12 protein-coding genes are annotated in these 13,482 nt (G+C 39.5%); 1 reads left to right on the top strand and 11 read right to left on the bottom strand.

All coding sequences use genetic code 11. The features are described 5' to 3' along the window. Nucleotides 1-137: 137 nt before the first annotated feature. The 4 genes from M3196_RS09130 to M3196_RS09145 all read right to left on the bottom strand — a co-directional run bounded on the left by M3196_RS09130 (nucleotide 138) and on the right by M3196_RS09145 (nucleotide 4,237). Nucleotides 138-1,430 carry a UDP-N-acetylglucosamine 1-carboxyvinyltransferase gene (locus tag M3196_RS09130; RefSeq protein ID WP_251321963.1) on the bottom strand — a complete coding sequence of 431 codons (1,293 nt, stop codon included), beginning with the start codon at nucleotides 1,428-1,430 and terminating at the stop codon, nucleotides 138-140. 327 nt (nucleotides 1,431-1,757) lie between these two features. Next, on the bottom strand, nucleotides 1,758-2,408 hold the full coding sequence (fsa, locus tag M3196_RS09135) for a fructose-6-phosphate aldolase (protein WP_251321964.1): 651 nt from the start codon (nucleotides 2,406-2,408) through the stop codon (nucleotides 1,758-1,760). 339 nt (nucleotides 2,409-2,747) lie between these two features. After that, nucleotides 2,748-3,611 carry a class II fructose-1,6-bisphosphate aldolase gene (fba, locus tag M3196_RS09140; RefSeq protein WP_251321965.1) on the bottom strand — a complete coding sequence of 288 codons (864 nt, stop codon included), beginning with the start codon at nucleotides 3,609-3,611 and terminating at the stop codon, nucleotides 2,748-2,750. A 251-nt stretch (nucleotides 3,612-3,862) separates the two neighbouring features. Further along, nucleotides 3,863-4,237, bottom strand: a complete 375-nt coding sequence (locus M3196_RS09145; RefSeq protein WP_066293985.1) for a response regulator — start codon at nucleotides 4,235-4,237, stop codon at nucleotides 3,863-3,865. 164 nt (nucleotides 4,238-4,401) lie between these two features. On the opposite strand from M3196_RS09145, the gene M3196_RS09150 reads away from it, so the two are divergent. Next, nucleotides 4,402-4,932 (top strand): DUF2529 family protein, encoded by a 531-nt coding sequence (locus M3196_RS09150; protein ID WP_251321966.1) that lies wholly within the window; start codon nucleotides 4,402-4,404, stop codon nucleotides 4,930-4,932. 261 nt (nucleotides 4,933-5,193) lie between these two features. Here M3196_RS09150 and M3196_RS09155 read toward each other — a convergent pair whose 3' ends face one another. The 7 genes from M3196_RS09155 to M3196_RS09185 form a co-directional block, all read right to left on the bottom strand. After that, nucleotides 5,194-6,795 carry a CTP synthase gene (locus M3196_RS09155; protein ID WP_251321967.1) on the bottom strand — a complete coding sequence of 534 codons (1,602 nt, stop codon included), beginning with the start codon at nucleotides 6,793-6,795 and terminating at the stop codon, nucleotides 5,194-5,196. A gap of 302 nt (nucleotides 6,796-7,097) precedes the next feature. Then, nucleotides 7,098-7,619 (bottom strand): DNA-directed RNA polymerase subunit delta, encoded by a 522-nt coding sequence (gene rpoE, locus M3196_RS09160; protein WP_251322159.1) that lies wholly within the window; start codon nucleotides 7,617-7,619, stop codon nucleotides 7,098-7,100. Nucleotides 7,620-7,799: 180 nt separating this feature from the next. Next, on the bottom strand, nucleotides 7,800-8,309 hold the full coding sequence (locus tag M3196_RS09165; RefSeq protein WP_251321968.1) for a CBO0543 family protein: 510 nt from the start codon (nucleotides 8,307-8,309) through the stop codon (nucleotides 7,800-7,802). 215 nt (nucleotides 8,310-8,524) lie between these two features. After that, complete coding sequence (locus tag M3196_RS09170; RefSeq protein WP_251321969.1) at nucleotides 8,525-9,613, bottom strand: Ger(x)C family spore germination protein; 1,089 nt, start codon at nucleotides 9,611-9,613, stop codon at nucleotides 8,525-8,527. After that, nucleotides 9,610-10,701 (bottom strand): GerAB/ArcD/ProY family transporter, encoded by a 1,092-nt coding sequence (locus tag M3196_RS09175; RefSeq protein WP_251321970.1) that lies wholly within the window; start codon nucleotides 10,699-10,701, stop codon nucleotides 9,610-9,612. The genes M3196_RS09170 and M3196_RS09175 overlap by 4 nt, the downstream gene beginning before the upstream one ends. Nucleotides 10,702-10,724: 23 nt before the next feature. Continuing rightward, a complete protein-coding gene (locus M3196_RS09180) occupies nucleotides 10,725-12,209 on the bottom strand; it encodes a spore germination protein (protein WP_251321971.1) in 1,485 nt (494 codons plus the stop codon). Nucleotides 12,210-12,371: 162 nt separating this feature from the next. Continuing rightward, nucleotides 12,372-12,884 carry a hypothetical protein gene (locus tag M3196_RS09185; protein WP_251321972.1) on the bottom strand — a complete coding sequence of 171 codons (513 nt, stop codon included), beginning with the start codon at nucleotides 12,882-12,884 and terminating at the stop codon, nucleotides 12,372-12,374. Between the last annotated feature and the right edge of the window lie 598 nt (nucleotides 12,885-13,482).

Raw genomic sequence — 13,482 nt, forward strand, 5'->3', positions numbered from 1 at the left:
CGCTCGTTCCTCGACTTTAGGGGTCTCGGCAGCCCGTTTTTTCCGCAGGAGTGTCACGATTTCCTCCATACAACATCGATGTTAACAGAGCAATCCTTAAGAAAAATCACCGGTTGGGGTGATTTCTCTTTTTGCTTTTATGAGTTCTTCATTTCTTCCATTTCTTCTACACCCATATTTTCGCGCCATACTTTAGCACCAAGTCCTTTTAACTTATCCACTAAAGATTCATAGCCTCGGTCAATATGATCAAGACCAGAAATTTCAGTTACACCTTCAGCCATAAGGCCGGCAACTACAAGCGCTGCTCCAGCACGAAGGTCTGAAGCCTTAACTTTTGCCCCTTCAAGCTTGGCTGGCCCATTTATTATAGCAGAACGGCCTTCAACTTTCACATTCGCTCCCATGCGGCGAAGCTCGTCTATATGTTTAAAACGCGCACTGTAGATCGTGTCCGTGACGATGCTCGTTCCTTCTGAGCTTGTTAAAAGCGAAGTGAACGGCTGCTGAAGGTCTGTTGGGAATCCTGGATATACTAGAGTTTTAATATCTACACTCTTTAACGGATCTTTTCCGCGATAAATGAGTACTTGGTCGTCCTTCGTTTCAATAAATACGCCCATCTCTCTCAGTTTCGCGATCAAAGATTCTAAATGTAGCGGAATAACATTATCCAATAAAACCTGCTGACCCATTGACGCTGCTAAGATCATATACGTACCTGCTTCAATACGATCAGGAATAATAGAATGGCGGCACCCATGCATTTTTTCGACACCATCGATACGAATTACGTCCGTACCTGCACCTTTAATCTTTGCACCCATGCTCGTTAAAAGAGTAGCAACATCGATAATTTCAGGTTCTTTTGCCGCGTTTTCAATGATCGTTTGCCCTTTTGCTCTTACTGCTGCAAGCATGATATTGATCGTCGCCCCAACACTAACAACGTCCAGGTAGATACGTGCACCAACAAGCTCATCGGCACGCAAATAGATCGCGCCTTGCTCGTTCGTCACTTTTGCACCAAGCGCCTCAAATCCTTTGATGTGCTGGTCGATCGGACGCGGTCCAAGGTTGCATCCCCCAGGTAAGCCGATTACAGCTTTTTTAAAGCGCCCAAGCATCGCACCCATCAAATAGTAGGAAGCACGAAGTTTTTTAACCTTTCCGTTTGGAAGAGGCATCGCAATCATGTTTTCAGGGTTAACCGTAAGCGACTGATTTTCGTCAAGGTAAGCTTCTCCCCCGATTTCCTCTAACAAATCACGCAGAATACGGACATCTGATATGTTAGGTAAACCTTCAATGGTAACGGTAGATTCTGCTAGTATCGTAGCGGGTATTAACGCCACCGCACTATTCTTTGCTCCGCTTATATGGACCGTTCCTTCGAGAGGATAGCCCCCTTCAATCATCAGTTTTTCCATGGTAAACTCCTTTCAGTAAGAGTCACAAAGACAGTCGTAATTGTGAATGTATTACTTATTTCGTTAGTTTTATTATTTACCAAAATTTTCTTTTAATGTATTGTTCTATCCATTTTCCTCAAACCTTTGTTGCCTTTGAAAGTGGTTGATTTCCGTTACAGGTGCTCGCTTTCCGCGGGGCGCTCGGTGAGCCCCCTGCCGCTTTGCGCCTTAAGGGGTCTCACCTGACCACTCGTCCCGCAGGAGTCTCCCACCTTCCACTCCAATCAACTACTCAATGGAGAGAATGAACAGATCCAAAGGCAACAATCTTTTAGAGATGAGCCATTACTTTTTATTGGCTGCATCCCAATCAGCAAGGAATTTTTCGATGCCTTGATCAGTTAAAGGATGCTTCACAAGACCTTTAATAACGCCCGGAGGAATGGTTGCAATATGCGCACCGCGAAGAGCCGCTTCCGTTACGTGAACAGGGTGGCGGATGGAAGCTGCAATGATCTCAGTCGGAATCTCATGAATCGCAAAAATTTGCGCAACCTGTGAGATCAGCTCCAATCCATCCTGCCCGATATCATCTAAACGGCCTAAGAATGGTGATACATATGTCGCACCGGCACGTGCAGCTAGTAACGCCTGGTTGGCATTAAAAATGAGCGTTACGTTCGTCTTAATGTTTTCATCAGAAAATGTTTTAACGGCTTTCAATCCATCAAGCGTCATCGGAACTTTCACCGTAATATTTGGCGCGATCTTCGCTAATTCGCGGCCCTCTTCCACCATTTCCTCATAAGAAGTTCCGATCACCTCAGCACTAACAGAACCCGGTACAAGACTCGTGATTTCTTTTAAACGTTCGTGAAAATCAACGCCTTTCTCTTTTGCTACAAGAGACGGGTTTGTTGTTACTCCGGATAAAATGCCCAGGTCATAGGCTTCTTTTATATCATCCATGTTCGCTGTATCAATAAAGAATTTCAAAACAATCACTCCTGTTTTTTTAGGTTTCTCGTTCATTTATATTCTTTTATAACACACACTTCTTCATACACGTTAGTAGTGCGCTTACAATTTTTTATTCTGTACAAATGCTTGGAGCGGTTAATTTTCGCTTCAGGTTGCTCCAATTAACTTATCTCGGAGAATTTCACAAAAACAAATCAATACTACACGGTTTGTAAAGAGTCTTGTAAGTAGGGCACATTATTTGTCGACTGTATCGCTTGTCAGGTTACACACTATTATAGTGTAAATGAAACCGCCTATGATGTATAGGCGGTTTCAAAGAAAGGTGCATATTAGTATATTTTGACCAGAAAATTACGCTTTGTTGGAAGAACCAAACTCACGCATTTTTCCTGCAACTGTTGATTGAATAGCATCACGAGCAGCAGTCAAGTAACTACGTGGATCGTACTTATCAGGGTTAGCTCCGATGTATTCTTTAACAGCTTTATGTGAAGAAATTTGGTTTTCAGTGTTTACGTTGATCTTAGCAGTTCCTAGAGAAATTGCTTTTTGGATATCTTTTGTTGGAATACCAGTACCACCGTGAAGAACTAGAGGTACACCAGTTAGTTCCATAACTTCTTTCATGCGGTCGAATCCAAGGTTTGGCTCACCTTTGTATGGTCCGTGAACGGAACCAAGTGCAGGTGCAAAACAGTCAACTCCTGTTTCACGAACAAGCTGATCACACTCAGATGGTACCGCGTAAGCAGCTTCAGCATCGTCAACGATCAAATCGTCTTCTTGTCCACCAATACGGCCAAGTTCTGCTTCAACAGAAACACCGTGGATGTGAGCAAGCTCAACTACTTTTTTCGTTAAAGCGATGTTTTCTTCTAGTGGGTGGTGAGAACCGTCGATCATTACAGATGTGAAACCTGCATGAATCGCTTCAGCACACTTTTGGAAGCTTGAACCATGATCTAAGTGGATTGCTACAGGAACCGTTACGTTGTACTCTTCCATAAGAGCTTTAACCATAGCAACTGTAAGCTTAAATCCGCCCATATAACGAGCAGCACCTTCAGATACACCAAGAATTACTGGAGAATTCTCTTCTTGTGCAGCTTTAAGTATAGCTTGAGTGAACTCAAGGTTGTTCAAGTTGAATTGACCAACTGCATAATTTTCCGCTTTTGCTTTTTCAAGCATTTCCTTCATTGAAACTAAAGGCATGTTACATGTCCTCCTTCGGATATTGGCACGAGCAGACCAACTACATTTTATTGTATATTGCTGAAATGTCCATATACAGCAAAAAGAAGCCATTATAGTTTACCTTTCATGGCGTCTTGCTAAACATTTCATATTGCTCATATTTCATTCTAGTATAGCATACCAATATCACCTAAAAACCGCAACACATCAACGTTTTTGAGGTGTAAACGCTATCATTGGCGACACGTCTGGCTTTAAAAGATTTTTTCTTATGAAGGAGTATTTAATGGAAGTTCTTTCCTTACCGCCGCACGAATCTCGTCAATATCGAACGGTTTTGCAAAATGAGTAATGGCACCCAGTTTCATTGCTTCATGAATCATGTCCAGTTCGCCGTACGCTGTCATAATGATTACCTGAATCGTTTCGTCATGTTTTTTCACACGGCGAAGAATCTCAAGGCCATCCATACCAGGTATTTTCATATCTAAAATCACAAGATCAGGGCGGTCCTTTTCAACAATGGAAAGTGCCTGCACCCCGTTAGCAGCCTGATACGTCTTATAGCCTTCTTTCTGAAAAATTTCATTCAAAAGAATTCTAATCCCATATTGATCATCTACAATTAATATTTTCCCGCTCATTTATTGCTCACCTCATCTGAGTTCATTTGCAAAACAATTTGTCTGTATTAATTTCTATATATCCAAAGAATTTCCTGCTGTCCATTCATGAAAAGTAATGTTAAATTCAGTATACTAAATAAATGAACCATTTCCCGGTGATTTAAACATAAAGGAGTCATTTGATGCTTAAAATATTTTCAACGCAAGTTTCAGGATTATTAAAAGCCATTTCCGATAAAGAAGAACAATCCATTGAAGAAAGTTCCCGCTTGCTGGCACAGTCTGTTTTATCAGAAGGAACCGTTTATTTTAAGGGGTTTGACGAAATGGGAGCTATCGTGAGTGAAGCTCTTTATGGGGAGAATAAATTCCGGTGCGGTACCGAATTTACCAATGAAAGCTGGTCTGATTTGCTGCCGGTTGATAGTGTTGTCGTGGCAAGCAGGTTTTTAAATGATGAAAGTGCTGCGGCGTTTTGTAAAAAAATAAAAGAGACCGCAGATTGCCACGTCATTTTGATCGGCGGGCGTGAAAAAGACGTGGATGTGGATGTGCCCGCAGATATTATGATTGATACGAAGGCAGTTCGCGGTTTAGTGCCGTTGGATGACGGCTCAAGGTTAGGCTTCCCTTCAGGATTGACTGCATTATTCGCTTATTACGCCTTATTTTTAACGACGGAAGAAATTTTAGAAGAATATGATGAGGAATAAGGAGGAGTCTGGCTGTGTGCCAGGCTTTTTTCTATGTAAAGTAGTACTTTTGAAACTAAGAGGGCACTCGTAAAAACACAATCACATAAAAAACCCCATCAACCACATAAAAATGAACCCTCATCACATAAAACCCAGCTGCACCACACCACATAATTTACCTTTTTCTACCATTTAATGTCCGCCTCACACATACATCCCCCTCAAAAAAACCGGCAGCCCCTCACCAATAAGGGGACTGCCGGCATGGCAATCAACTATTTAGTTCTTCAACTGCGTTACCGCGCCGATAAAATCACGGAATAGCGCTTGTGGTCTTGTTGGTCTTGATGTGAATTCCGGGTGGAACTGGGAAGCAACAAACCAAGGGTGATCTTCAAGCTCAATGATTTCAACAAGTCTTCCATCAGGAGATGTTCCTGAGAAAATGAATCCTGCCTTCTCCATCTGCTCGCGGAACTCATTGTTGAACTCGTAACGGTGACGGTGTCTTTCGTAAACTACTTCGTCATTGTATGCATCGAACGCTTTTGTATCTTCTTTAATTTTACAAGGATAAAGTCCAAGACGAAGAGTTCCGCCTAAGTCTTCGATGTCCTTTTGCTCAGGAAGCAAGTCGATTACCGGGAACGGTGTCTCAGGCATAAGTTCTGCAGAGTGAGCACCTTCAAGTCCAAGAACATTACGTGCAAATTCAACGGACGCAAGCTGCATTCCTAAGCAGATTCCCAAGAAAGGAACTTTATTTTCACGAGCGAATTGAGTAGCTAAAATCTTTCCTTCTACCCCTCTGTCGCCAAATCCGCCAGGAACTAAAATACCATCAGCATCTTTTAGAAGTTCGTTTACATTTTCAGCTGTAACTGTTTCAGAATTGATCCAGTCGATCTCAATGTCACTATCAAAATGGTAGCCAGCATGTCGAAGCGCTTCAACAACAGAAATATAAGCATCTTGTAGAGCTACATATTTTCCGACTAATGCGATCTTCGCTTTTCCTTTCAGGTTTGTAACTCGGTTAATAAGTGCTTTCCATTCTGCCATGTCCGGCTCGTGCGTATCAAGTTTTAGATGCTTGCAAACCAGCTCGTCCATCTTTTGTTCTTGAAGATCGATCGGCACTTGGTACAATGTTTCAGCATCTCTTGCTTCGATTACCGCTTTTGGATCGATGTCACAGAACAGTCCGATTTTATCTTTCATTTCTTGAGGAACCGGCATTTCTGTACGAACAACGATAATGTTTGGCTGGATACCAAGGCTGCGAAGTTCTTTTACACTGTGCTGAGTAGGCTTTGTTTTAAGCTCACCTGCGGCACGAATGTAAGGAATCAACGTACAGTGGATGTACATGACATTTTCAGATCCTACATCGCTTTTAATCTGGCGAATCGCTTCCAAGAAAGGCAAGCTCTCGATGTCTCCAACTGTTCCGCCGATTTCTGTTATAACAACATCAGCATTTGTTTCGCGGCCAGCACGGAAAACGCGTTCCTTAATCTCGTTTGTGATGTGCGGAATAACCTGAACTGTTCCGCCAAGATACTCACCGCGGCGCTCTTTACGAAGAACCGTAGAATAAATTTTTCCTGTTGTTACAGAGCTGTATTTGTTTAAGTTGATATCGATAAAACGCTCGTAGTGGCCTAAGTCTAAGTCTGTTTCAGCACCATCATCAGTTACGAAAACTTCACCATGCTGATAAGGACTCATCGTTCCCGGGTCCACGTTGATGTACGGATCGAATTTTTGAGTCGTTACTTTCACTCCGCGATTTTTTAATAATCGGCCCAGTGAAGCCGCCGTAATCCCTTTTCCTAAAGAAGAAACAACCCCGCCTGTAACAAAAATATATTTTGCCATTTTTTCAATCCCCCTAAATTTTCTAAATTAAGTATGTGCTTTAAAACGTTTTTCTACTATCGGGAGAGGCTTGTCTTTTTGTACAAGCACCGTCCAATCCTTGAAAAAAATAAAAAGCAAAAGACACTTCCCCTATGGTTAGGGGGCACTTTTGCTTTGTAATCGTATAATATTAAGTCATCTTATTAAAAGATACAGGAATAGCCCAAAAAGAATAATACCTGACTCAAAAGCTCGTGTCAAGATGATAAGTCCATCTGAATAATAAAAAACCAGCACTTGAAAGCACCGGTTTTTACAAGTTAAAGATCTTCTTCCTCATCAGCGAGGTCTTCGTCTTCTTCGTCCTCATCTTCAAAATCTTCTTCTTCATCATCGAACTCTAATTCTTCATCATCATCATCGTCATCTTCATCTTCTGCAAGATCGTCTTCTTCTTCAACGAACTCATCTTCTACTTCTAATTCATCGAAATCTTCATCATCGAAGTCCTCTTCAAAATCATAATCGTCTGCAGAAGCTTTTTTACGTTTTGTCGGTTTGTTGGTAGCTCCTAGTTCCTCCTCAGAGCTCTCAACTGGGTACCATACTTTTAATCCCCATTTATTATCGCCTAATGAAACGAAACGTCCATCAATATTCATATCCGTGTAAAAATACGCAATTCGGTTTTCAACTGCAGTTTTAGACAACCCTTTAATTTCAGCGATCTGTTTAACTAAATCGTAGAATTGAATAGGCTGCTTCTCATTCTGCAAAATTTCAAATGCGATTTCGACCATAGACATTTCAACGACTTGTTCTTTCGTATACGTGTTCAACATAGCCACATCGGCACTTCCTTTCCTTCTCCACACTCATTTATATCAACACATTTTGCTCATTCTTTAGAAGAATCATACTCTTCATTATAAACAAATACTCTATAGATTTGCCAGTAGTAATCTATCTTTTTTCAAATCATCCTCTTTTAAACAGTGTCCATTATTAATAGACGATGACTATTATTTCATTTTATCGATAGGAACATCGAAAAATACCATTAAAAATATTACTACGAACACTGAAATAACCCATGCCAGCAATGGCTTTTTATAATGAATCCTTAACATGGTGAACATTACTAAATTAAATAAAATGGACCACCCTATGTTCCATCCGTTGTGATAAGTGAATAAATTAAATTTTGTCATCAGCCACTCTACAGAAACAAAAATAATCACCCAGCGTAGAACATATCCTATTTTTCGAGGTACATTCTTTTCCGGAAAACGCGGAAGAAAGATTAAAACAACCACAGGGAAAACAACAAAAGAGTGTACCATCTCAATTAATGTGTGATTTGGAAGAAATTTTTCTTCATAAAGCCACATAGGATAGTTGTATGTAAGAATATTATATAGAAAATTACCTACAATCATAAACAAGATTGTGGGGTAATACTTCTCCCAATTTCTCCAGTCCCCCCACTTCCATCCTAAGATTAACGCAATTCCTCCGATGATTACATTCATATGTTGTTTTCACCTCACTTTCTTTCTGCGTTACACAACTGTTCTTTACTATTCACAACATAATTACTGATCCTAATAGCAACCTTCTGATGAATGGCTAAATTATGATTTCATGTTTTTTTATCTTTCTCAAAATTACGGTCCGCCTGAAATTAAGAATCAGATGAATAAAGACCCTGCTTCTCGTTACGGCAGGGTCCTGGCCTTTGTCCTTATCAACTAAGCCCATTCACAACACCGATCTCCAAAATCATCACATCCACTTTTACATTCACTTTCATATTTTTGTATTGCTTATCCCATTTCTTTTCATCCCAATGTCTTGTCCTGCTTCTTGTTTGATCGCCAAATGACAGCGGATCAATATTGGATCTTTGAAAATCTTTAATCATGGATACAGCTTCTTTGTGTATTTTATCTTTCATTAGTTTTTCGGCTTTATCTGCTGTTTTTGCTGTTACTTTTTCTCCTGTATATTCCCTGATATAACCTTTAATTTTTAAGTGAAGCGTAATTTCGGGAGTGGTGTGTATGTTCTTAACATGAAACTTCTTTTTTGTTTGAAGGCCCTGGATTGAAATATATTCCGTCTTCCCTTTCTCCTTTGTTCTTAATTTATATCCTGCATTTTTTATATTTTCATATAGTGCTTTAAAAACAAACAGATATCGATAAGGCAGCGAATCAACCATCTGAGTTCCCTTAAATAATGCAAGTCCTTTAACATTGATCTTTTTATCTTTAAGCTCAATTATGGGTAACACCGGATCCATTCCTCTTGTGTAATAAGAAGATAAAAACAAATGAAAATTTGTTGTAGGGATTAATCCATTCTCTATGTTATTGTTTATTTGTCTTTGAATATATGTTCCTGTGTCGTATTCCTTAAAAGATTCTCCTAGCATCTTTTTTACATTCCCGTCCACAACTGCTAAAAGTAGCCGTGTACCGATACTAGGATCCCGATGAATATAATCTATATAATCCTGTAAACCCACCTCGGCAAGCTTTTTACTATAGAGAGCCACTTCTATCTTTCCGTTCACAACGGGCTTTGGCGATTTTTGGTTAAGATTAACTAGGGATTCCTTGCTTAAATTATCTATAGACGATATCGTCTTGTTCGACATATCTTTATCAGGATTGATAATAGGCACGACTGCAGTAGTTTCGATCTTGTTCTTGCCTTTATAGTCAAACCCCACTGCAGTAGCAACGTCCAATTCATCCAAAATCTCTTTATCAACCCTTCCGAAATATCCTACGATCACCATGACAATGACTGCTATAACAATCTTTTTCATACTTTTTTTCTCACTTTACTCATCAGGTAATGAATGAAGAACAATAATGGTATATATCCATAAATAAAATAAAGACCAACCTGGGAGACAATACTGTTTAAAAGGTCGATTTCAGTACGCTCTTTAAACAAAGGATTTACGATTAACGTAATCACTAATATCAATAAGAGCGCCTTCTTTTGTGTAACGTTAAACAAACGCTTTGCCATCCGGCTTGCAGCCCAAAAGGCCAAACAAACATTAGGAAGTATAACAACGGCCCAGGAGGCGATACCGATATATTCAAACCGTTCAACAAAAGGGAATCTTATGATTTTCCACATTGCTAATGTTGCCCATATCGTTCGTTTCAAATGATCGGGAGTATAGTAAACAAGTGTGATAAACATCAGATATAAATATAAAAAGACAGTAAAAAGATTTCCGTAATGAAACCATTTTTGCGAGGTTTCAGGATTTTTAAAAAAAGGATAATACACAAGAAGAAGTTCAAATCCTAAATAACTTAAAGTCATCGTTTTAAAGGATAAGGCGATCTCTTTTATGGAATGATCCCATACAGGCAGTAAATTACGTAAGTTCGCAAATTCCAGTGGTGCTAAAAATGTAAAGATCAGATAGAAGGGTACGACCACACCTAAAAAACATACACCAACTACAGAGCGGAATCCCCCTGCGATGATATAATAGACGGCGATTAAATACACGAGGGTGAATGTCCAAGTACTCAACAACGGGAACATCCAGACTTGGAGCACTTCTATAAAAGTCCGAAGTACGGTTATGCCCATTGCCATTAAATAAATCATGAAAAGGAAGGTGAAAATCCCACCGATCCATTTTCCAAATGTAGTCTCATGGATAGAGAGGATGTCTCCTTGCTCTTTATTCAGCATCTTATACATCATCCAAATAACAATATGAACCGCAGCTCCTCCTACCAATACCGTGATCCATGAATCCTGCTCCGTATAGATGGCTACATATCGCTGGAAACCCAACACGCCGACACCAATCTGCATACTGTGCACAACGAAAAAAGCTAGATAAGGGGATATCAGGAATTGTTCTTTAACCGATACTTTCATAAAATAACATCTCCATTAGAAATTTATTCATCAATATCCTTTTTCTGTTTCGCTGCTTTTCCTGAAAACTTGATCGTGTCCGGTGATTGGAGTTCAATCGGTCTTTTAGGCTGCATTTTAAAAGGAAGGCGCACAAATGCGTCCTTTAAATCTTCCAAACGCGGAGGGTAAATGGGCTCTAAATAAGGTCTGCCAAAAGACGTTAGACGAAGCAGGTGTCCCATTAAAAAGGAAAAAGCAATCGCTATGCCGACTAATCCCCATAATTCAGCGAAGATAAGAAATGGAAAACGAATCAGTCGAATGGCGTTACTCATCTTGTATACAGGCGTCGTAAATGAGGCCAGTGCCGCTAATGCCACAATAATCAGCAGTACGTTACTTGTTAATCCCGCTTCAACAGAGGCTGTTCCAATAACAATCCCGCCTACGATACCAATTGTTTGTCCTACTTTCGCAGGAAGCCTTGCCCCTGCTTCTCTTAAAAGTTCAATCGTCAGTTCTAAAACGAGTGCCTCTAAAAAAGGAGGCAAGGGGATGAAACTTCTGGAAGATACGAGAGTAGCCATCAAATCTTTTGGTATCAATTCATAGTGATAATTAAGTACGGCGACATATATAGGTGTAACTAAAATGGAAAACGATACGGCAAATAAACGGATAATCCTTAATACTGATGCTAACTGCCAATTAAGAAAATAATCTTCCAAGGCGGAAAAGAATTTCACAAGGGTAGTAGGACCAATTAGCGCGTGCGGCGAGCCATCTACTAATATGACGATACTTCCTTCTGCTAAAACACCGACTGCACGATCTGGCCGTTCTGTGTCGATCAGCTGAGGAAACGGAGAATTGTCATTGTCGGATATCATTTGAGCAATATAAGAACTGTCCAAGATCTGATGGAACTGTATATCCCCCACTCTCTGCAGAGCGGTATTGATGTTTTCCTCATTGGCTATTCCGGCTATATATATGACAGCCACTCTCGTCTGTGAAAGTGTTCCTATCACAAATTCTCTAATCTCTAATTGTGGTATAGGGAGCCGTTTTCTGACCAAATTTAAATTCGTTGTCAAAGATTCTACAAAGGCTTCCTTTGGACCCACAACACTGAATTCTTCTTCCGGAATGGTCACTTCACGCGCTTTATTCATCTCTGCTTTAACGAGTACTCCCTGACTGTCCTTCTCTTTGAATCGGATCAGCAGAGAACCCTTCAACATCAGTTTTTGAATAACCTCCAGATCGCTCGTAACCGTTACGTTTTCAATAGGCAAAGCAGCCTTAAGCTCATCCAGTTTTTTTATGGACGATTTATTTAAGAATGGCAGAATATCCCGATGTAAAATCTCTGCATCGATAAGTGAACCAAAGTACGAAATCCAATACGGTACTGGAGATTGGGGATTATGAAAATCAATAAAATCACCAGACTTCTTGAAATGCTGAATGACTTTGAAAAGTGAATGATCTTCTTTTTTGGATTCTTTCTTAAACCAATTCATGATGTCCTCCCCTTTCCTTTGTTTTTTACAAGCAGCTTCTTCTAAACGTTCCTTGTAGATATCCGTTTTATCTTTTACTAAAAAGCAAGCTAATATTTAATGAAACATAAAAAAGGCTGAGATACATAGGATCTCAAGCCTGATAAAGCCACCTTATTCAACTTATTCCTCAAGCAATTGCTCTGAAATAGTTCTTCTAGCTTTTTTAATCCAATAGAATACACAAACATTCACACAATAGATCAAAAAATAAGCGATAAAGGAATCGTAGTACGTCCACTCATTATGTTCATAAACATTAAACTGGTTAGCCAGCCATTCAAGCCCCGTTGTCATGAACGATGAAAAGAACACATAAAAAATAACCCGAAATCCTTTCTGCTTCCATAAATCCAAAAAATATAATAATAAATACCCTGAGAAAGGATATATAAACAAATAAATAATAAGATCAAACACTTCAAACTCTGGAACATCCATAATATCGTAAAAGTTATTTGGCGGACCTGCCAAAATGTGGTCTAGACTCGCACCTAAAAAGAAATTCAGCGTAAAAATAACCATAATCTGAGAATAATACATTCTTCGCTTTAAAACGGCAGTCAATACGATTAATAAAAGGCAAATGACTAGGATAAACCATTCATTGCTGTCGAAATGTTCAGGAAGCCTCACTTAAAAGACCTCCTCTTTTTTCAAAAGTAATCGGAAGGACCCCCAAACCCCAACCGTTAACAGCCAAAAAGCAAACCACTCCAAAAACGAAAAGTAAACATTCCATTGTTTAAATTGAATTAGACCCAAAAATTTATGGAAGAACTGTATTCCTATCAAAACCAAAAACCAAAAAATCGTGCACATTTGTTTATAGATTGGATTGATTGTTTTTGAAGAATAAACAAATAAGAGCCATAAAGTTAATCCTGGAATAATAAATAATCGATAAAATGTTAATGACCAAAAGACAGTTTTAGCATTTTCGACTTCGATCCATTTTTGATTTAGTTCTATAATATTAGACCATATGAATAACAAAGCGGAAGAAAACAGCCAGTTGGTCATCATTTCGAATGGATGCATATGCCTGCGGGTGTATTGAGAAGCGACTAATATGATGAGACTCAGGATGCTGGATATCAGTAAGTACTTCAACAAATATACCTCCACTCTTTTAGATAATTTAATAACACAGTTAGTATAGGTTTGCTTTTTTAATTTATTCCAAATGAAGGCATGCAACAAAAAAACATGGTACCCTTATCCAAGGGACACC

This window comes from Fictibacillus nanhaiensis, assembly GCF_023715445.1.
Classification (GTDB): domain Bacteria; phylum Bacillota; class Bacilli; order Bacillales; family Fictibacillaceae; genus Fictibacillus; species Fictibacillus nanhaiensis_D.